9 protein-coding genes are annotated in these 21,428 nt (G+C 69.7%); 5 read left to right on the top strand and 4 right to left on the bottom strand.

All coding sequences use genetic code 11. The features are described 5' to 3' along the window. Nucleotides 1–24 precede the first annotated feature (24 nt). Genes QIT00_RS16440 through QIT00_RS16430 form a run of 3 tightly spaced genes read left to right on the top strand, consistent with a single transcriptional unit; the run spans nt 25 to nt 6,157 of the window. Nucleotides 25–3,156 (top strand): helicase, encoded by a 3,132-nt coding sequence (locus tag QIT00_RS16440; RefSeq protein WP_282536014.1) that lies wholly within the window; start codon nt 25–27, stop codon nt 3,154–3,156. Continuing rightward, nucleotides 3,153–5,054 carry a DUF1998 domain-containing protein gene (gene drmB / locus QIT00_RS16435; RefSeq protein WP_282536013.1) on the top strand — a complete coding sequence of 634 codons (1,902 nt, stop codon included), beginning with the start codon at nt 3,153–3,155 and terminating at the stop codon, nt 5,052–5,054. The genes QIT00_RS16440 and drmB overlap by 4 nt, the downstream gene beginning before the upstream one ends. Next, a complete protein-coding gene (locus tag QIT00_RS16430; RefSeq protein WP_282536012.1) occupies nt 5,051–6,157 on the top strand; it encodes a DEAD/DEAH box helicase in 1,107 nt (368 codons plus the stop codon). Before drmB ends, QIT00_RS16430 begins: the two co-directional genes overlap by 4 nt. Here QIT00_RS16430 and QIT00_RS16425 read toward each other — a convergent pair. Further along, nucleotides 6,075–6,593 carry an ATP-binding protein gene (locus QIT00_RS16425; RefSeq protein WP_282536011.1) on the bottom strand — a complete coding sequence of 173 codons (519 nt, stop codon included), beginning with the start codon at nt 6,591–6,593 and terminating at the stop codon, nt 6,075–6,077. The genes QIT00_RS16430 and QIT00_RS16425 overlap by 83 nt on opposite strands. Nucleotides 6,594–6,761: 168 nt before the next feature. Between QIT00_RS16425 and QIT00_RS16420 the strand changes: the two genes are divergently transcribed. Both QIT00_RS16420 and QIT00_RS16415 read left to right on the top strand, forming a co-directional pair. After that, nucleotides 6,762–7,640 carry a helix-turn-helix domain-containing protein gene (locus QIT00_RS16420; RefSeq protein ID WP_282536010.1) on the top strand — a complete coding sequence of 293 codons (879 nt, stop codon included), beginning with the start codon at nt 6,762–6,764 and terminating at the stop codon, nt 7,638–7,640. Continuing rightward, on the top strand, nt 7,637–7,840 hold the full coding sequence (locus QIT00_RS16415; RefSeq protein ID WP_282536009.1) for a DUF397 domain-containing protein: 204 nt from the start codon (nt 7,637–7,639) through the stop codon (nt 7,838–7,840). Before QIT00_RS16420 ends, QIT00_RS16415 begins: the two co-directional genes overlap by 4 nt. A 58-nt stretch (nt 7,841–7,898) precedes the next feature. On the opposite strand, the gene QIT00_RS16410 is transcribed toward QIT00_RS16415, so the two are convergent. Genes QIT00_RS16410 through QIT00_RS16400 form a run of 3 tightly spaced genes read right to left on the bottom strand, consistent with a single transcriptional unit; the run spans nt 7,899 to nt 21,384 of the window. Continuing rightward, nucleotides 7,899–12,014: an Eco57I restriction-modification methylase domain-containing protein gene (locus tag QIT00_RS16410; RefSeq protein ID WP_282536008.1), complete on the bottom strand. Its 4,116-nt coding sequence runs from the start codon at nt 12,012–12,014 to the stop codon at nt 7,899–7,901. Further along, a complete protein-coding gene (locus QIT00_RS16405) occupies nt 12,014–14,998 on the bottom strand; it encodes a DEAD/DEAH box helicase (RefSeq protein ID WP_282536007.1) in 2,985 nt (994 codons plus the stop codon). The genes QIT00_RS16410 and QIT00_RS16405 overlap by 1 nt, the downstream gene beginning before the upstream one ends. A gap of 47 nt (nt 14,999–15,045) precedes the next feature. After that, nucleotides 15,046–21,384, bottom strand: a complete 6,339-nt coding sequence (locus QIT00_RS16400) for a protein kinase domain-containing protein (protein WP_282536006.1) — start codon at nt 21,382–21,384, stop codon at nt 15,046–15,048. Nucleotides 21,385–21,428 lie beyond the last annotated feature (44 nt).

Below are 21,428 nucleotides of genomic sequence, written 5' to 3'. Positions count from 1 at the left end.
AGACCACCGAAGGACCTGCCGCCCATGGACCCCCGCCAGGAACTCGTCGACTACCTGTACCGTCGCCTCGTCGGCCCGGCCGAAGGGACCGACGAGGTGCTCGACGCGCCACCCGACCGCCAGTACCTGATGGGTACGCTCTACCCGCAACAGGCTGACATACAGGGACACTTGAACCGCGCCGGGGAGGATCCGGAGGCGGACGGCGCGGAACGTGACGCCCCCGACGTGGCACCCGCGGGCAATCCCGTGCCGGAGGCCAACAGCTGGCTGCCCGCCTCACTCGGGCTCAGCTTCTACACCGACGCCACCCGCATCGAGGTGCACTGCGGCGCAGCCCGCTACGAGACCAGGAAGGGCACCCCCGGACGCGGACGGCACTGGCAACGCATCCCTCTGCCGCCGGAGCCGCACACCGCCGAACCCGGCCAGGACACCATCCACGCACTGGACAAGCGCGCCGAGATCACCGTCCACCGCCGTTCCTACGGTGACGGCACCCTGGTCACCGTCGGCCTGGTCAATTCTGCCCGCCACGACAGCACTACGGGCAAGGCGCCGAACTGGGACGACATGCTTTTCCAGTGCGAGCTGACCGTGCGTCCCCTCGACGGCACCGTGCTGCCCTACCCCAGTGTCCGGCTGGCCAGCCGCGACCCCGAGGAGCGCGAGCTGCGCCTCCAGTACCGTCACGTAGTCACGCACGCCGTCGGCCACGGCTGCGCCGTCCGCGAAGACCACGCCGAGGACGGCTCGGTCACCGGGCTCGCCGTCGAGTCCCTGCCCCGCGCCGAAGTACCCGCGATCCGCGCAGGCGGCCCCCTGGACACGCCCGCGCTCGTCCTCTCCCACCTCGCCGACCCGAACGTCCACCGTGACCAACTGCGCGAAGAGCTTGCCGAGTTCGCCGCCGCCTACCACGCCTGGTACGTGGGACAGCGCTCCGTCGAGCTCCCCGCCTGGGGGCAGGAGGCGGCGGACCGCATCCTCGACCGCATCGGCCAGGCCGTTGCCCGCGTCGAGTCCGGCGTACGCACCCTCTGCGACCCTGAGCGTCCCGAACTCCTCGCCGCCTTCCAGGTCGCCCAGCGCGCCATGCTGCTGCAGATGCGCCACTCCGCACCCGACCAGGCCGGAGAGCGGCGCCATCGCTCAGAACCCGCCGCCATCGACCCGCCCGTCGACGCCGACGCCACCTGGCGCCCTTTCCAGCTCGCCTTCTTCCTCCTCGCCCTCGACGGTGTCTGCGACCCCGACCATGCCGACCGCGAGATCACCGACCTGATCTGGTTCCCCACCGGCGGCGGCAAGACGGAGGCGTACCTGCTCCTCGCGGCCTTCACGATCGCACTGCGCCGCATACGTATGGACGGTGGCGGAACGGCCGTCCTGAGCCGCTACACCCTCAGCCTGCTCACCACCCAGCAGTTCCAGCGCGCCGCCACGACCATCTGCGCTCTGGAGAAGCTGCGCCGCACCGAGCCCGCACTCGGCCTCGGCACGGAACCGATCACCATCGGCCTGTGGGTGGGCGACCGGACCACCCCCAACAAGTACGAAGCGGCCAAGACCGCATTCGACGAACAGCGCATCGCCACCCACCCCGGCGACGTCTTCATCCTGGACCGCTGTCCCTGGTGCGGCACCCGCATCATGCCGGAGCGGCGTTCCAGCGTCCGCGCGGACTACGGAGTCCGGGCCGAGGCCGACCGGTTCGCCTTCAACTGCCCCCGCGACGCCTGCGCGTTCCACCGCGAGCTGCCTGTCGCGGTCGTCGATCAGCACCTGTTCGAGAAGCCGCCGACGTTCGTCCTCGGCACGGTCGACAAGTTCGCCCGCCTCGCCTGGGAACCCGACTCCGGCGCTCTCTTCGGCGCAGGCACCGGCAACCCGCCCCCGTCGCTGGTCATCCAGGACGAGCTGCACCTGTTGACCGGACCGCTCGGCAGCACCGTGGGCCTCTACGAGGCCGCCGTTCTGGAACTCTGCACGGACCGCGCAGGCCGCCCGCCGAAGATCGTCGCGGCCACCGCCACCATCCGCCGCTCCGCGGAACAGGTCCGTGCCTTGCACCACCAGAGCGTCCAGCTCTTCCCGCCGTCCGGACTCGACGCCCGCGACAGCTTCTTCGCAGTCCCCGACCACGACCGCCCCGGCCGCCTCTACCTCGGCGTCATGGCCCAGGGCCACACCGCGGGCCGCGGCTCCGTCGCCACCACGGCCGCCATGCTCCAGGGAGCCCACCAGCTGCCCGAAGAACATCGCGACGCCTACTGGACCCTGGTCGCCTACCACCACAGCCTCCGCGAACTCGGTCGCACGGTCACCGCCGCAGGCGACGACATCCCCGCCCAACTGCGGGGCCTCGACGAGGGCCAGGGCATTCGCGCCCTCACCGCGGACGACGTACAGCAGCTGAGCAGCGACCACCCCTCGCGCGCCGAGCAGCCGATCCTCCTCGACCGTCTGGAGAAGCCCTGGACGGACCCGCAGTCCGTCTCCTTCCTGCCCTGTACGAACATGCTCAGCGTCGGCGTCGACGTGCGGCGGCTCGCCTACCTGCTCATGCAGGGCCAGCCCAAGACGACCGCCGAGTACATCCAGGCCACCAGCCGCGTCGGCCGCCACCGCGTTCCCGGCCTGGTCGTCACGTACTTCAACGCGACCCGCCCGCGGGACCGTTCGCACTACGAGACCTTCGGCGAGTACCACCGATCCCTCTACCGCTCCGTGGAACCCGCCAGTGTCACCCCGTGGTCCCTGCCCGCCCGCCGCCGCGCCCTGCACGCGGCGCTCGTGATCCTCGTACGCCACAGGCTCGGCCTTGCCGCCGAGAACCAAGCCGGGCACATCACCGCCCACCGGGCCGAGGCCGAACACCTCGCTGACGCTCTGGCCGCCCGTGCCGCGATCGCCGAGGGCGACACCGTACGGGCTGACGTCCGCAGGGAGCTGGGCGACCTCCTGCACCACTGGTGCTGCCAGTCCGAGGAGGCGCAATCCCGCGGCCAGGACCTCTACTACCGAAGCCAGGGCAAGGGCCGGCACAACCTGCTCAAGGGCTTCGAGCAGCGCTACGGCCTGTGGGAGACCCTCAACTCCATGCGCAGCGTCGACCGCGAATGCCAGATCACCGTGACGGGGGCAGGACAGTGAAGCGAAAGATCCGCGTACGCCAGGCACAGACGGTGCTGCCGTTCGGTGTGGGCGCCGTACTCGACGTCCAGGGAGAGTCGTTCGTCGCAGCGGGCATCGAGGCGTGGCCGCAGAACGGCAAGACACCCATCGCCTCCGACCGGCTAGCCGCCCGCCTCGGCGCCACCGGCTTCTACGCCGCCCCGCACACCCTCAACGACCGCTATGACGACCCCGACCGCCCCGGCGCCCCGTACGTCCGCTTCCCGGGCTGGCTGTTCTGTGGCGCCTGCCGGTCCATGGTCCGTTTCCTGTACGAGCACGAGCGGCCGGGAGAGCCGCCCGTCTGCGTCTCCTGCGCCGCAGCGCCCCGACTCACACCGATGCGGTTCGTGCGGATCTGCCCGGACGGGCACCTTGACGACATCGACTGGTGGTACTGGGCGCACTCCCAACTCGATCCGGAAGAAAGGGACTCGTGCCCGGACGCGGGGAGCGGCTGGAAGGCCAGGCGGCTGCGGTTCCTCGTCGCCGACCGCGCGTCCGGCCTCGAAGCGCTCTCCGTACGCTGCGACGCCACCCACGCCAACGGCGCATCCTGCGGAGCCCAGCGGGACCTGCTCGACGTCCTCGGCCCGCAGAGCGGCCGTTGCGCAGGACGCAACCCCTGGCAGCGTTGGAGCGCGCGCGCCTCCTGCAACCAGCAGGTCCACCATGTGCAGCGCACCGCGGGCAACGTGTACTACCCAGTCGTCCACTCGGCCCTCGACATCCCCGAGACCACCGCGCCTCAGCGCACGGAGGACGACACCGCCGCGGCCGTACGGGCGCACGACTGCTGGGACCTGCTGCTCACCGCCCAGGGCACCCCGCGCGCGGACACCTTCCGCGCGCTCATCCAGGAGGACACGGAAGCGCCCGACGACCTGATCGACTTGCTCGTCGCCGAGGCCACTGGCACCCCGGCGCCGCCCCACGGAGCCACGCCGACGGGGCCGTCTGCTGTCCCACTCGACCTCAGCCGCGACGAATGGGATTCCTTCGCGGCACCCCAATTCCCGTCGGCGTCCGCAGAGTTCGCCGTACGCCGCGGCAGCCTCGGCCTCGACGGTGACTCGGAGCCGCTCTGGGCCACGCTCAACGCCCATTTCGACGGCGTAGTCCTGGTCGACCGGCTGCGCGAGGTCCGTGCGCTGACCGGATTCCGCCGCCACACCCAGGCCGGCACCCTCGTCCCCGCGGACACCAGCGGCCGCCGCCGCTGGCTCCCGGCCACCGAGGTGTACGGCGAGGGCCTGGTCCTCAGCCTCGACGAGCAGCGTCTCAACACCTGGGAGCAGGATCCGCGCGTACGGCGGCACGTTCAGCAGATCGGCGGTGACCTGGCGGGATCATTCCGCCGCGAGCAGCTCGCCGAGACCACCGGCAGCGAGCTCTCGCCCCGCTTCCTTCTGCTGCATACCCTCGCGCACCTGCTGATCCGCCAGCTCTCCTTCGACTCCGGGTACACCACGGCCAGCCTGCGCGAACGCGTCTACGGGCGGCCGGAGTTCGGGCAGCGCGGCCTGCTCGTCTACACCGCCGCAGGGGACGCCGAGGGCACGCTCGGCGGTCTCGTCCGCCTCGGCGAGGCGCCGCATCTGGCAGAGACGCTGGTCCGCATGCTGGAGGCCGCGGCCTGGTGCTCCGCTGACCCGCTGTGCGCCGAGCACACAGGCCAGGGCTTCGGCAACCTCAACCGGGCTGCCTGCCACGCCTGTTGCCTGCTGCCGGAGACGAGCTGCGAGACCAACAACACGCTGCTCGACCGCGCCCTTGTCGTCGGCTCGGCCCGCGTCCCCGGCTTCTTCGCGGACGTCCTCGACGCGGGCCGGGAGTCGGCCGCCGCCATCGCGGCAGAGCTGGGGCGACGCCCATGACCACCGTGCACGCTCCGGTCCTCCACCACGACCTCACACCGGTTCAGCGCGACTGCCTGGAAGCACTCCCACTGTCAGGCCACCATGTGGTCGACGGCCCGCCGGGCAGCGGCAAGAGCCTCCTGGCCGCACACCGCGCCGTCCATCTCGCGCTCACCGGGCACCCCACCGTCCTCCTCACCCGCTCCAACCTGCTCCGCCAGCTCCTGCACCACACTCTGCAAGGCCTCGCGATCCCGGCCGCCCCCGTCGCCGCCTCCACCGCCCACGCCTGGATCCACCGGCGCTTCGGCCGCGCCGCGACGGGCACGGAGGACGGCTGGTTCGACTGGCACGCGCTCGCGCTCCACGGGGTGGAAGCGCCGGGGGCCCCGCCCGTACCCGAGGACCGTCCGCATCTGGTGATCGACGAGGGCCAGGACCTGCCGCCCGGCCTCTATCGCCTTGCCCGGCTGACGGCCGCGTCCGTCACGGTCTTCGCCGACGCATGCCAGCGCCTGACGGAGACGAACTCCACGCTCGACGAGATCGCCAAGGCCCTCGGCCGCCACACCGGACGGGCCGCGATCGGCGGCAACCATCGCAACACCCGCGAGATCGCGGCCCTCGCCGAACGGTTCCGCGTAGACGGCGCACGCCCCGCACTTCCGTCCCTGCGAGGCGAGGCGCCCATACTGCGGGGCTTCACTGGCCTTACACAGATCGCCGATGAGGTAGCCGAGTTGAGCCGATGCTATCCCGGCGACCGCATAGGCGTCATCGTCAACTCCCTGCGCACCGCAGCGGATCTGCTGCGCATCCTGGAGAAGGCCGGTCTCGCCCACGCGCCCCAGCTCTACAGCTCAGCGGCAGCCGCCGGCCGCTACCGCGACCTCGACCTGACCCGACCCGGAATCGTCCTCGTCCACCGCGCGAGCGCCAAGGGCCTGGACTTCGAGACGGTCGTCATCCCCGACACCGAGACGGACGCCGCCACTGACCCCACGGCGGCGGAACTCCGCATGACCTACTACGTCATGGTCACGCGAGCCCGCCGGCGCCTGGTCCTCGGCTGGCAGGGCGAGCGGATGCCGCGCCACCTGGAAGGACTCCGCTCGCACTAACAGCTTCGGCGGTCAGCTGCGCCACGACGGTCTTCCCGCTGGGCGGGTACGGCACGGTCTCCCAGTGATCGCACAGTGCGGCCACGAGAAGCAGTCCGTGCCCGCTGGTACGGGGTGCGGTACCGATGGGCTGCACATCAGGGAGGCGGTCCCCGCGGGCGTCGGTGACCTCGATACGGAGGCGGACGGACGCCGGGTCATAGGCGAGCGCGAGCCGGAAGTCGCGGCCCGGCACCCGCCCGTGCACGACGGCGTTGGCGGCGAGTTCGGCGACGACGAGTTCGGCACGCTCCGTGAGATCGGGAGGCGCACCCCAGGCAGTCAGCTCGGTGCCGGCGAGCCGCCTGGCGAGCCGGGCGCCGCGTGGGGTGGCGGACAGCAGTTGCGAGAACTGCCTTGATACGGAGGTGAGTTGAGGGGTGACCCGGTGGTTCATGGGTTCAGCGTGGCTGCTGATTCCGGGTACGCGCGAGGGGCGCACCCCGTACGCTGAGTCAGCGTACGGGCACTTGGGGTGGACGGTACGACGGGTACGTGGTCACGCTGGGTGGATCGATCGCGGGGAACCGTACGGCGCGCGCGGGCACGACGAGAGGGGCGGCTGATGGGCATCACCGAAGAGGTGGAGGGCGGCGGTGTACCGGACCCGTGCGGCGACCTGTCGGGGGACCGGGAACCCCATCCGTCCGACAGTCTCCGCACGTTCGGCGCGGTAGTCCAGGCCCTGCGCGAGTACGCGGGGCTGAGCCGCGCCGACCTCGCCGACCGGGTCAGGTACTCCAAACACACCGTGGAATCGGTGGAGTTGGGCCGCAGAATGCCCGATGGGACGTTCGTGGAGCGTGCGGAGGGAGCACTCGGCAACACGGGCGCGTTACGGAAGGCCGCCCGCCACCTCACGCGTGGCGAGGTCGGACTGGCCGTGTGGTTCCGCCGGTGGGCGAGGCTGGAGCGGGAGGCGGTGAGCCTGTGCACGTACGAGTGCAGGCTGGTGCCGGGTCTGTTGCAGTCGGCTGCATACGCGCGGGCGGTGTTCGAGGGCACGATCCCGCTCCGCACGGATGCGGAGCTGGAGGCGCAGTTGGCTGCCCGGATGGAGCGCCAGAAGCTCATGCGCGAACGGCCGACGGTGCCGTTCAGCTTCATCGTTGAGGAGCATGTGTTCCGGCGGCGGTTCGGGGGTGTTGAGGTGATGCGGGGGCTGTTTGATCATGTGTTGGAGTTGAGTGCGCCTCGGAATGTGACGTTGCAAGTGGTGCCGTTGGAGGGTTCGTTGCATGCGTGCATGGATGGCCCGGTGCAGGTGCTGGAGACAGCAGATGGCCGACGGCTCGCGTACTCCGAAGGGCAGAAGAACGGCCGTCTGATCTCCGCCCCTAGCGAGGTGAGTGCACTGTGTCAGCGCTATGACACACTGCGGTCGCAGGCCCTCAGTCCCACGGAATCCCGGGCCTTGCTGGAACGACTGCGAGGAGAGCTATGAGCAGCGGTGGCGGTGGCGGTACGGCGGAACTCGCCTGGTTCAAGTCGAGCTACAGCGGCAGTGAGGGCGACAGCTGCGTGGAGATCGCGATCGCTGAACAGGCCGTCCACGTAAGGGATTCGAAGGACGTGAGTCGTCCGGCTTTCGCTGTGGGCCGGGGCGAGTGGGAGCGGTTCGTGCGCTCCGTCGCTTGTAGCTGAGGTGTGTCTTCTGTGTCCCGGGTGGCCGATGTTCCGTCCACCCGGGACATGCTGTTTTTCAGCTGTGGCGGGGGCCCTGGCCGGGGGGCGGGTTGAGGGTCGAGCGGTACGTGCCGTTGGCGGACTCGTCGAGCGGGGTGTCCAGGGTCAGGCCGGCCGCTGCCATGCGGTCGTACTCGGCGAGGATCAGGTCCTTGGTGCGGTACGTGCCGTGGGCCGCCTCGTCCTTGCGCTTCACGATGGGGAAGGTGTCGAGGATGTACGCGGCGTCCTCGCGGGAGATGCCGTAGAGGTGGAAGAACAGGGCGTCGAGTTCGGCTCGGATGATGGCGCGGCGGTCTTCGTCCCAACGGAAGGGGGCGCCTTCGTCACCTAGGTCGCGGGCGAAGGGGGCCATGTCGTGGGCGGTGTAGGTGAGTTCGAGAAGGCGAGGAGTAGTGAATGGGGTGTGTGGACCAAGTTGAGCTGGTGAGACGACCGGGAGCTGGCGCCAAGTAAAGAACTTCATGCTGGTTCCGCCGAGCTTCTGGCGGCTAGCGAAGTCAAAAGCCATTGATGACCGACAAGTCATCAATGCGGCCACGTCCTCTGCCGAGCCCGTCGGGAGCTCAAGGAGGAACTTGTCACCTACCCCCGATCGCGGGACTACGACGGTGATGGCAGTGCGTGAGTCGGTAGATCGGCAGACGTCTCGCCATCCGGGAAGCCATTGGTGGGCCCAACCGCGCTCGGCAAGGCGTGAGGCAACCCCAGGGTCGTGCTGCTCCTTGCCGTGCTTGTCGAACTTACCGTTGGGTACGTCCTGTTCAGGCACCCAGTAGCGGGGCATGACAGTGACTTCTGGATCCTGCTTCTCGGCGGGTACGAAGTCGCGGGTCTCGCTATCGCTGGTGTAAGTCGCCCAGCGATGGTCGTAGTGGTGCAACATCTTCGCCTCGTACAGCGGCAGCAGTCGCTCCTCCCCGCGCACCAGTACATTCCTGTCTAGACGCCAGCCGTCCTCGAGCATTGACTCCAAGGTTTCCCCGTTGGAGGCCGAGGGCCGGAAGAGGTGAGAGTCGTGCGACATGTGGAACATGGCCATGAACGACACGCCCCACGGATTGCCGGTCTCCCTGTCGGACTCCTTGAGGAGGACCGGCACGCGGCGGTAAATGCCGAGCGTGATCTCCGCGTCGCGGCGTGAGCGGAAGACCGGGCAGGTGCCAGTGTTGGGGTTGAGGAGGGTGATCTCCTCCGGGGTGAGGGTGAAGACCTTGTCGGGTGCCTCGACTTCGGCCGGGTCACGGAGGAAGAAGGCGAAGCGGGCGGCCGGTTCACGCAGGCTGCGACCGGCGAGGGACAGGACGCAGAACTTGAACGAGCGATGCACGTCGGGGAACAGTGGCTGTGCGTTCTCGAAGTCGAACAGCGCAGCCAGCGACCCCGCCGATACCAAGTCCTTGAAGAAGTACTGCGTCCGCGCATCCGTTGCGATACCCGTCGGGATGATGACGCCGGTGCGGCCGCGACCGGCCGTCAGGATGCGGTCGGCTTCGGCGAACAGCGCGTACAGGTTGAGGTTGCCCTGGCCGGTGAGGGGATAGCGGCCGGAGATGCGCAGGAAGTGGCTCTCGCCGTACACCCTGCGCTTGGCGGCTTCGTAGTCCTTGTACAGCTGGACGGTGTCCGGGTCGTCCTTGAGCGCGCGGATCTTCTTCTTCCGCGCCGCCGTGTTGTTGGTCGCCGCGATCTCCGGCGCACGTACCCCGAAAAACTCCGTTTCAGGGAAGTTCACACTGTCCCACGGCGGATTCCCCAACACCGCGTCGAATCCCCCGGCCCACCCCGTCGCCGTGTCGACGCCTGCGCCCGATTCCGGGACAGCGAACACCTCCGGGAACTCCAAGTGCCAGTGGAAGAATTGGTATTGCCCGCTCAGGGTGAGGACTTCCGACAGCGTGGCGTCACTGACCGCCGACGTGTCACCCGCGAGCAGGCTCCGCACGACATCCTGCGTCGGAGCTTCAGGCGCCCCCTCCTCCTTCGGCCAGACGAACGCGGCACACCACGCGTCCGCCATCTCACGGTCGCGCGTGTAGGCGGCGGAGTTCACGTAGGCCTCGTACGCGGCCTGCTGGGCGTTGACCTGGCTCAGCTTGTTGGCCGGGGCGTTGGTGATGCGGGCGAGTTCGGTGGCGTAGCGGCTGTTGCTGGGGACGGTGACCTCGACCTCGGCGAACAGGTCGCCCTGGCCGCCGCGTTGTGCCTTGTTGCGCTTCTTCAGCGCGGCCGCGTACTTCTTGTCGTCGCCCTCGATCGCGTCGAACGCCTCGTCGGGCACGCCTTCCGCGAGCAACGCGGGCGTCGTGCCGAGCAGTGCGTTGCCCTGCTTGACGTGCGCGTCGAGGAATCCCAGCGGCTTGCCCGGCTCCAGGGCTTCGAGCCACAGCGACACCTTGGCCAGGTCGACGGCCATCGGGTTGAGGTCGACGCCGTAGATGCAGCGCGCGACCACCTCGTGCAGCGCGTGGCGGACAGCGTCGACGGTGGGCTCGGGGTTGTGTTCGCGTACCGCGGCGACGCGCTTGGCGATGCGGCGGGCCGCTGCGACCAGGAAATGGCCGGAGCCGCATGCCGGGTCGCAGACCGTGAGAGAGAGAAGTTCCGTGACGATGTCGTCGGCCGGGTCCGGGCGGCCTGCTTCGGTGGCGCGCTGTTCGCCGCGCTTGACGGCATCGTCGAGCACGGGGTCGAGCGTCGTGTCGAGGAGACACTCGATCAGTGAGGACGGGGTGTAGTAACTGCCCGTCGTCTTGCGGGTGTTGCCCGCCACCCCGACCAGTTCGAAGCTGCGGTCGGTCGCGGAGTGCTTCGGCTCCAGTTCCAGGAGGGACTCGTAGACCGAGCCGAGTTCCTCGGCGTCCAGGTGGCGGTAGTCGACGGTGCGCCAGCGGCGGGCACCCGGGTCGCGGACCTGGGCCAGGTGACGTACGGCCTTCAGGAGCGACTCGTTGGACAGCTTGAGGCCGTCCAGCGGGGCGTCCGTCTCCGTGCGTGAGAACAGGCCGCCGAGGCCAGGCAGGGCCAGCTCTGGGCGGCCGCCCTCCGCGCCGAGAGCGTCGAGGACGATGCACAGAGCCTCGTACTGGTCGCCGTGCGCCGTGCCCTGGCGGCGGCGGGCCCGTTCACGCAAGCGGGCCGAGGAGAAGTAGCGTTCGTACGCCTGCCGTTGGCGGTCATCGGCCTTCGGCTCCAGGAGAGCGTCGCGGTCCTCGGCCACGAAAATGAACAGCAGGCGGTAGACGAGCCGCAGCAGGGCCTTGCGGAGGGCCTCGGGGTCGACGTTCTCGCGCAGGCGCGTGTTCTCCGGGTGGCGCAGGAAGCCGGTGCCGAGGACCGTCAGGGCGTGCTCCACACCCAGGCGCAGCTGGTCCAGGGCGCGGGCACCGGACGTGACGGCCTCGGCCCGCCACTTCTCCAGCCAGCACCCCGAAGCCGCCGCCCCCTCAGGAACCGCGAACCGCGAAGCGTGCAGTACGTGGTACAGCAGCACGAACTCGCTGAACAGCTCGCCGTCGAAGATCGCTTCGAGGTCGAACTCGACATACGCGGCCGTCGCGAAGGACGAGGAGTCGCGCAACAGGCGCAGCCGGCGGCCGTTGGTGAGGACCGCCCACAGGTGGGCCTCGGTGCGGTTGAGGCAGTCCTGGAGCATCGACTGCGGCGGTACCTGGCCGGGTGCCGGGCGCTTGTCCAACTCCTGGTTCCAGGGCAGGAGATGAAGGAGTGCCGGGCCGTGCCGGTGGCTGACCGGGAAACGCGAGTTCGGGTCGGTGTCGGCGCGCAGACCGTCCGGGCCCACCTCGGTGAGCGTGCCGTAGTCCAGCTTGCGGAAAAGCTGCGCGAGCCAGTCGGTGCTGGCGCGGCCCGTCGGGTCGGCGGCGACCGCGCCCGTCACGGGGTCGGCGGGCAGGGCCGTGCGCAACTCGCGCCAGAGCGGCTTGAGGTACTCCCAGGCCCGCTCGGCCTCGTCGCGTACCGGAACGGACGCGGGCAGGCCGTAGTCGGCAGGCCTGGTGCCCGGCAGGGTCTTCGCCTCGGCGATACGGAGCAGCATGTCGGCGGGAAGCAGCCCGCCGACGGTGGTGACTGCGGTGAAGGCCTGGGTGGTACGGGTGGTCGCGGCGGACATCAGGCTTCGGCTCCAGCGGTCGAGGCGGCGGACACGGCGGCCGGGTTGGCGGGCAGGTAGACGTAGGCACCGAGGATGTCGGCGGGCTGCTGCGGGACGACCTTGAGGCCGCGGACGATCTCGTCACCGGCCTTGCGGACCCGCCGGTGCGAGGCGGCCAGTTCGTCGGCGAGCTGCTGCCCGTACTCCTCCACATGGCCGGTCAGGACGTCCAGTCCGGTGAGGGTGCGGGTGATGTGGTTCCGGGCCAGCTGAGCATTGGTGTTGGCGCTCGCGGAGGCGCCGAGCAGGGCGGCCGCCTCCTCGCCGGCGAGCCAGTGCGCGCGCTGCGGCAGGCCCTCGAAGGCCAGCAACCGGGCGTCCTCGGCCACCAGTTGACGCTGTCCGTGCCGGGACGGCAGCGTCAGATGGAAGCGGTAACGGACCAGGAGCAGCGTGGTGCGCGTCGAGACCGCATCCGTGGTGACGACGCCGCAGCGCCGGGCGGGGCGGGGGCCATGCGCGTTCACGTCGAGCGCCGCGTCCAGGACGTACGCGGCGAGAGCGCCGATCGCCGGATCGGTGCGTACGAGGGCCGCTTCGCCGCGGGCCACGGCCGGATCGCCACGGAAGGGGATCTGCCGGTCCTCCTCGACGACGGCAGAGCCGAGCTCCGCGGCCAGACCGTCGCGCAGCCCCGCCGGTGCGCCGCCGACCTGCGCCGTGAAGTCGCCCGTGCCGTCGCGCGGGTCACGCACCAGAGCGTCCAGGCCGCGCAGGGCGTCGAGAGTGAAGTCCCGTACCTCGTCCGCACCGCCGAGTGCGGCCCGTACGGCGGCGACCTCGCGGGCGACTTCCTCGGGGTGGACAGAGCGCTGGGCGTACTTCGACCGGGACGTCTTCTCACGCTCCGCCGCCGAGTTCCAGTCCCGTTCGATCCGGTCGAATGACTCCTGCACGCCCGGCATGTCGAACAGCGTCTGCTGGGCGCCCTGACGGCCGTGCAGCAGCAGCCATTCGACGAGGGCGTCGGTCACGCCGGAGGCCGTCTCGTCGGGGACGGAGACGGAGATCCCGAGGTCCTTCTGGATCTGCCGGTGCTTCTTGAACAGCACGTCCAGGACCTTGCCGTCGATGCCGTTGTCCTCACCGAACATGGTGATGACGCGCACCTGGTCCCGCTTCTGGCCGTAGCGGTCGACGCGGCCCTCGCGCTGGTCGTGCCGAGTCGGATTCCACGCCAGGTCGTAGTGGACCACCGCGTCGAAGTGATGCTGGAGATTCACACCCTCGGAGAGGCAGTCGGTGGCGACCAGGACCCGGCGGGCCGCCGGATCGTCGGCTCCGGTCGCGCCCAGCTTCTCGATGCGCTCCAGACGCTGCTGCGGCGACAGCGTTCCCGTGACGGCGGCGACATGCACCTTCTTGCCGAGCGCTCCCTTCCGGAGCGGCTTGCCGTCCTCGTCCGTCGTACCGCCCAGCTCGTCGGCGAGGTACTCAGCGGTCGGGATGTAGCGGCAGAACACGATCGGGTTGAAGCCATCGGCGAGCAGCGCCTTGAGGTGCTTGACCAGGGCCTTGAGCTTCGCGTCGGAGTCCCGGCCCGCCAACTCGGCGGCCCGCTGGGAGAGTTCGGCCAAGCGGCCTTCCGCCGCCTCGCTCTCGCTCGCGCCGGGCGCTACGTCGAAGCCCTCAAGCGCGTCGCTGTCCGCCGCGTCGCTGTTGAGCGGGGCGCCGAGCGTGTCCGCTTCCTGGGCGGTACGGGCGGCCGCCGACGCCGACCGCGTCTTCAGCGTCTGCGCCGCGGCACGGGGTGACGACACCATCGACCGGAGCAGGGCGATCACCGACCACCATGCGATGCGTGCCTCGCGCCTGCCCTCCGCCCCTGCGGTCCGGACCCGCTCGGCGGCGTAGGCGATCGCGTCGTCGAGCAGCGCGCGGTACTCCGGCGCCAGCTTGTAGGGCTCGTCCTTGGTCCAGCGGTCCGACGGGAAGGCGGTCCGCTCGGCGAGCGAGTCGTCCGCCAGGCCGTCCTCCTTGGTGAGGTAGTGGCGTACGTCGGCGCGCTTGCGGGCCACGAAGTGCTCGGCGAGCCGCGCCCGCCCGGCCGGGTTCTCCAGGTCGACGTGCGCGAGGTCCGGCACGACCAGGCCGAGCAGGTTGCGGAACGCGGACTCCTTGCCGGAGTGCGGCGTCGCGGTGAGCAGCAGGAGGTGGCGGTCCTGGTCGGCGGAGACGCGCTGCAGCAGCTCGTAACGGAGCTGGTTCGTCCCGGACTTGGAGCCGGAGAGCGCGTCGTCGGCAGAGACGCACGTGTGTGCCTCGTCGACGATCACCAGGTCCGGACAGTGCCGGACGAAGTCCTCGCGGTGCCGGGTCGACTTGATGAAGTCCGTCGAGATGATGGTGTACCGGTACTTGTCGAACAGCGACTGGCCCAGTTCCAGGCCGCGTTCAAGCCGTGACACGGTGGACGAGAGCACCAGCTCCGCGTCGATGTTGAACTTTCCGCGCAGCTCTGCCTGCCACTGTTCCGCGAGCGCCGGGGAGCACAGCACCGTCATCCGGCTCGCCTCACCCTGCGCGAGCAGCTCCGAGGCGATGAGGCCGGCCTCGACGGTCTTGCCGATGCCCACGTCGTCCGAGATCAGCAGCCGCACTGTCCGCTGCCGCAACGCCATCAGAAGCGGCACCAGCTGGTAGGCGCGCGGCTCCACGGCGATCGACGCCAGCGAACGGAACGGGCCCGCGCCGGACCGGAAACCGATCCGCAGGGCCGTACGCAGCAGACCTGCCGCGCGCTGGTCGCCCAGGTCGTCGGCGCTGGGCGCGGCGAACTCGGCGGGCCGCACGTCCTCGAACGTGGGGAAGACGGCCGCGATATCGTCGTCGCTGCCGCCGAGAGGCCGCAGGACGAGCATGTCGGCGGCGCTTTCCGGCAGCACCACCCATTCCCGGCCGCGCGCGGCCACCAGGGAGCCGGCGGAGTACGTGAGGCTCATTCGGTTCGTCAGGTCCTTTGCAGCGTGGTGGACGTTGGTCGGGGTGGTCAACGGAGCTGGAAGTAGCCGGAGTTCGCTGCGACGACGGCGTCCCAGTCCTCTCCGGCGGCGAAGCGTACGACGTCCCATCCAGCGGTGAAGAGCCGGTCTTCAGCCCCTTCGTCCCGCGAGGCATCGGCCGCGACACCGTTCACGTCGACGAACAGAGCTACGTTTGCGTCCGGCAGGCGCAGCACGAAGTCCGGCCTCGCGGCGGCGTCACCGACGAGTGGTTCCTTCTCGTCCGGGAGCCTCAGGCCCTTGGCCCGCAGCCAGGCCAGCAGATCCCCTTCGGCGACCAGAGCAGCGAGGTCCGCCTCCAGGGCCGTAGGCGCGGCGTCATCCGACAGGTGCGCGGAAAGCCGCCTGAACTGCTCCGAGCGGGATTCGCCCCGCTCCTCCTTCACCGTCGTCGCCGACGCCAGGCGCAACAGCAGCGGGCCAGCAGCCTGGCGGCTCAGTTCTTTGTGGTGGCCCTGATTGCCGTAGGTGAGCAGGCACTCGTAGCAACCGCGGGCACACGGCCCACCACCCTCGGGTCCGCCGTGGTCTGCGCCGTCGTCAGGATCGAGGTGGCAGATGGCGAGGGCAGCACGCGCGGCCTTGGCCAGCGCGTCCTTGTCGTGCTGGATCCGGCGGAGCACGCCGGCCCCGCCCTCGGCGGCCTCGGTGAACAGGAAGTAGCGGTGCGGGCCGTCGTCCGGCGGCAGCAGTTCCGCGGTGAGCTCGGAGTCCTCCAGCTCGAACGCCGTCTCGATGCCACGCTCCAGCGCGTACATGAACGACAGTGCCACAGAACGAGGTTGGGGCTCGTCGAGCGTCGCAACCAGGATGTTGCGACGGTCCTCGACGTACGGCAGGACCCGCTTCTTGCGGCGCTTCTCGTTGCCCTGCTCGTCTACCACCGGCAGACCGCTGCCCTCGATGGCCTCGGCCGCCGCCTTGTCATTGAGCCACCGGCCATCTCCGAGATCCAGCCAGTAGCCGTCCGGCTCACCCGCCTTGTCGCGGACCCGGCCCAGGTTGGTGATGCGTACGGTCGCCGAGTCTCCGTAGTCGAGTGTGAGCACTGGCGCCCCGCCGGCGTCCCCGACCTGTGAGGTGAGGCGGCCCTTGCGGTCGCCATGGTCCTGGAAGGCGTACGACGTCTCCAGGCGGAAACCGGCACGGCGCCGCTCCTCCTCGTCGGAGGAGATCCGCTCACGCGGTGTGGTGTACACGGTGTGCAGATGCAGCAGGCCCTTCCGGGACGCGCTCAGCTGCTCGTTGCACATCCGGCACAGGTCAGCGGGGTCCTGGGCATCGTGGTGGTAGCCGCAGGAATCGCAGCGCTTGGCCTCGGCTGTCGCAGGATCGCCGGAGGCGTCCGGCGGCAGCTGGACACGGGTCACCTGGTAGCGGGCGCCCTCGTGGTAGATCAGCGCTCCCGGGCCGAACTCGCGGATTGCCAGGAACCGGGGTCGCTGCAGGTAGTCGCCGTCGGCGTTGCGGCGGTTGCCGGAGCGCGGGATATACGCGGCCAGCGGCAGCCTCGGGAAGCTGTAACCCGGCAGGAAGCCTTCGGACGCCAGATAGCGGTACGGGTTGAAGTCGCTCATCACCGACTTGGCGTCGGTGGACCGGTTGAGGAGCAGCGCGGTCTGCGTCTCCGCCTCACGCCTGCGGGACCGGGCCCGGGCATGCTCGCCCGGGCTCAGCGAGTGATCGACCACACGGCGGTTCTGCTCGTACTGGTCGATGACCGCGGCACGGAACAGCTGCCGCCAGCGGTCGAACGCCGCGTCGAAGTCGGCGGGAGCCGCCTTGACCTGGTCCTCGATCCACTCGTCGTACCACCACGTGGTGTCGCTGAACGCAGGGACCAGCGGGGCGAGTACGGCGTGCGCTGCGGCGACGGCACGCCGCTGCGCCTGCTCGTCCAGGGAGTCGTCCCGCACATCGGCAAGCAGCGGCAGCGGCATGTCCGGATCGGGGCGCTCCTCGTCGTCCGGGTCGTAGGCGACGTCCACGATGTCGGGGATGGCACGGCCGAGTTCCAAGCCCGCCTCCGCGAGCCAGATGCCCCGCAGGTGTGAGCGGACCAGGTCCTCATTGGCGAGATCCAGGCGAGGCGGGGCGACCTGACCGGCCACCATGTCGCGGGAGCGACGGAAGTAGTACTGGTCGTGGCTGTTGCCGGTGGCACAGTACGTGGTGACGAGCGCGGGCTGCCCGGACCGTCCCGCACGGCCGGAACGCTGCGCGTAATTGGCGGGCGTAGGCGGCACGTTGCGCATCATCACCGCGTTCAGCGAGGAGATGTCCACGCCGAGCTCCATCGTCGGCGAGCAGTACAGCAACGGGAGTTTGCCCTTACGGAACTGGGCCTCACGCTGCTGCCGGTCCTCCGGCGGCACCTGCGCGGTGTGTTCACGTGCGTACAGACCGGCCAGCTCCGCGGCGGCCTGCTTGTACAGATCGCGGAAGAACGGGTTGACGCGTGGCCCTTCACCGCTGCTGTATGTGCGCGACAGCGGGTCGAGTGCCCCTGTCTGGCCGTCCCCGGCCCGCCAGATCAGTGCCGCAGCGGAGACCCGGAAGCCAGTGCGGGTCTCGGCCTTCCGGCGCCGGAACGCAGGTCCTGATGGCTCCGGCCCTACCTGCACCTCCTGCACCAGGCCGGCTGTGGTCAGCACGCCGAGCAACTCTTCGATGACAGCCTGGACATCGTCCTGATGAGCCTGACGCAGTGCCGGAATCACCCGCTTCAGATACCGGCCGAACTTGCCCCGCGGTGACAGAAACAGTGCCGAACGCTCCATGCCAGGCTTCGAACCGTACGGATATGCCGTGCCCACGCTCGGCCGGTCGCTGTCGGACAGCACCCACGGGTCGATCAGCCGCTCCTCGCTCGCCCCCTTGAGCGTGTCGAAGTCCTCACGGAAGAACTGCACGTCGATGGCGAGGGACCGGCGCATGTAGTCGAGGAGGTCCCGGCACACCTCGGCCCGCAGGGACGGCTCCGCGTCCCGCAGTGCCTGATGCGTACTGGCCCAGCGGTCCTGACGGCCCGCCAGCCAGTCCAGGTCCTCGTAGTCGATGCGCAGCAGACCGCATTGCTCCAGGTTCGGCATCGTGATCCGCCAGCCGCGCTCCAGATCGCGGTACAGGCGGTAGCCGATGACCTCGCGAAACGTCCGGGTGGCCCGCTTCTCCAGACCTGGCGCCATGTCACCCACGCCTGTGTATTCGTGCGGTGCGAGCCCCATCACTTCCGATACGGCCTCGGTCAGGTCGTCGTGCGAAAGACCCTCCTCCGGAGCTCGCGCCGCGGCCAGGTAGAGCGCGCTGCGCAACTGTGTCACCTGGGCGAAGTCGTTGAAGTGACCGGCCTGCAGGGACGCGTCCTGCCGGTTGTCGACGAACGTGAGGAGCTTGCGCGCCTCCTTGGCGAGCACATCCTCCGGCACCGACCGCAGCGATTTCACGATGGACGCCGAGATGACGGAGGTGGCCGACGACCGGCCCTCCTGGTCGAGCGTTGCCAGCTTCGCGAAGTCCTTGCCGCGGGTCTGCTCGTACGAGATCTGGCAGTGCAGGCAGAACAGAAACGGCGCCGGGATGAAGGCCGCCACCAGGCCCCCGCCGGACTCCACTCCGAGCGGGTCGACGACGACGCGCTTCGGCAGCCGCTCCCGGAACGACTTCTTGACGACGTTCACACCCTGCGCGTCGGGCTCGAGCCACGACTCGGGAAGGCGGCGGTCGTCGACCGCCTTCTGCGGGTCGGCGGGCCATTCGTAATCCTCGCCTGGCGTGCCTACGTACAGATAACCCTCTCCGGAACGGCCACCGGAGGCAGAGGTGTCACGGCGCGGTTCGTAGCGGAACGTCCCGCTGTCGTCGATGCGCCACACCGTCATGTACTCCTGGCCGCACTCACGGCAGAACGCCAGCGGGAACAGCGGCTTGCCGCCACTGCCCGGCTGTTCCAGTTGGTAGGTGCGAGTCAGCGGGCGGCTGAGCGGGTCTTCCAGGGTGGTGTAGACCGTGTCGCCCTTGGAGAGGAACTGGTGCAGCCGGAACGCGAACAGCGGGCGCTCGGTCACCGGGTGGTTCGCCTGCGAACCAGCCTCGAGCGTGGCCTTGATCGCCTCGGCCACGAGCTCTTCGTCCACCCCACTCGCCGCAGCGAGTTCGGCAGCCGCGTCCTCGATGGTGCCGGGGGAGCAACGGCGCAGCCGACCCGAGCCCTCTTCCTCCTCAAGCCCGAACCGGGCCTCCAGCCAGCGTGCAAGGGGGTCCTTGGTGAGCGCGTCGTACGCCCGGGGGGCCGCTGCGGTGCGGAGCCGATCGGCGCTGACGTCGGCCGGTGCCGGGTGCTGTGTCGCGCGCACCAGGGTCTCGCCGATCACGCGGTGCGGATAGACCGTCGTGCCGAAGAGACGGCCCGCGACCTTTGCCACCTCCCGCCGCTGGTCCTCCCAGCTGCCCTCGGTGGACATCGTCGCGGACGTGCCGATGCACTGCAGGCCCGCCGCCGCCCGGCAGGCCTCGCGGACGCGGCGGATCAGGAGCGCGACATCGGCTCCCTGCCGGCCGCGGTAGGTGTGCAGCTCGTCGAAGACCAGGAATTCGAGGCCGCTCGCCATCTTGATCAGGCTCGCCCTGTCCTTGGGGCGGGTGAGCATCAGCTCCAGCATCACGTAGTTGGTGAGCAGGATGTCCGGCGGGTTCTTGCGCAGTTCCTGACGGTCTTCGTCGCTCTCCTGGCCGGTGTAGCGGGCGAACGTCACGGGCTCGCCACCCGCACCGAAGCCGTGCCGCAGGTACTTCTTCAGCTCCTCCAGCTGCGAGTTCGCCAGCGCGTTCATCGGGTAGACGACGATGGCCCGCACACGCGCGGGAGCCCCCGGCCCCTCCTGCTCACGCTGCTTCAGAACCCGGTCGACGATCGGGACGATGTAGGAGAGCGACTTGCCGGAGCCCGTGCCAGTCGTCAGGACATATGAGTCACCGGCCTGGGCGGCCTCGACCGCCTCGTACTGGTGGCGGTGGAACGTGAGCGGCCGCCCGGACGGGCGCGGCGCATCCTCCTTTTTGCCTGCCTGGAAGATCTCCGCGCACTTGGGGTGCAGTACGCCGTCCCGCACGAGGTCGGTGACTTCGCCGCCGGGCTCGAAGAACGGATTCAGCGACAGCCACGGGTCGGGCCACTGTGACTTGTGCGCCAGGTCGTCCTCGAGGAAGCCCGCGATCCTGCCGTCCCGGATCGTCGCCGAACTGCGGGTGAAGTTCTCGTACTCGTGGACCAGGTCCCGGTGGATACCGAAGACGTCCATGGCGTCCGGCACCTGCCGGGCTCTCCGGGGAACGGGCGGCGGCACCGGTGCGGAAGGCGTGGGGATGTCGGCGCGCAGCCGCGCCACCGGGTCCATGGCAGCCCAGTGCGGTGCGAGCAGTTCGACCGCCGGGTCCGGATGCAGCGCGAGCGGCACCAGCGCTTCGCGAACCTGCCCTGCGTTCTCCGGCCGGTTCGCCGCGTCCTTCTCCAGTAGCCGGGCAATGAGGAGCACCAGCGCCTCAGGCAGGTCGGGACGGATCACCGTCAGTGAGGGTGGCGGGTCCTCCAGGTGCTGGCGGGAGAGGTCGAAAGCGGTGTTCCGCGTGAACGGGGGTTTGCCGACGAGCAGTTCGTACAGCACGCAGCCCAGCGCGTACAGGTCGGCGGCTGCAGTCACCTGCTCGGCACGGAACTGCTCCGGCGCCATGTACCGCGCGGTGCCGACCGCGACACCGGTGCTGGTGAGCCGCGCGCTGTCCGGGTCGTCGACGATCCGGCCCATGCCGAAATCGAGGATCTTGACCGTCCCGTCCCGCGTGAGCATCAGGTTGGCGGGCTTCAGGTCGCGGTGCACGATGCCTGCGGCGTGCGCGGAGGCGAGGCCGGCAGCGAGCTGAGCGCCGATGGCCGCGGCCCAGGACACGGGCAACTGGGGCTCCTCACCGATCAAGTCCTTGATCGTGTCCCCGTCCAGGAGCTCCATCGCGAGATAGGGCAGACCGCTCCCACCGTGCTCCGGCGCCCTGTCGACGCCGCCCGCCACCAGATGCGTGAGGTGGGGGTGGTGGGGGGAGAGCCGCCGCATGATGTCGACCTCGCGGCGGAACCGTTCAACTGCCTTGTTGTCCTCGGCCGTGTCGACGGCCACACCGGTGCGGCTGCGCAGGATCGTCTTGAGGGCGACCCGGCGGGAGGTGGAGTGCTCCGGCTCATCAAGGTCGATGGCCTCGTGGACCTCCCCCATGTTGCCGCGTCCGATAGCTCGTGTAATGCGGAACCGTTCGGCAACAGTCTGCAGAGCCACGGGCACTCCTTCGTAAAGCGGTCTGCTGGTGAAGGCACGCCTGT

This window comes from Streptomyces luteolus, from assembly GCF_029968015.1.
GTDB lineage: Bacteria > Actinomycetota > Actinomycetes > Streptomycetales > Streptomycetaceae > Streptomyces > Streptomyces luteolus.
Note: the sequence above shows the minus strand (reverse complement) of the source record. Positions and strands in the feature narration are given on the sequence as shown.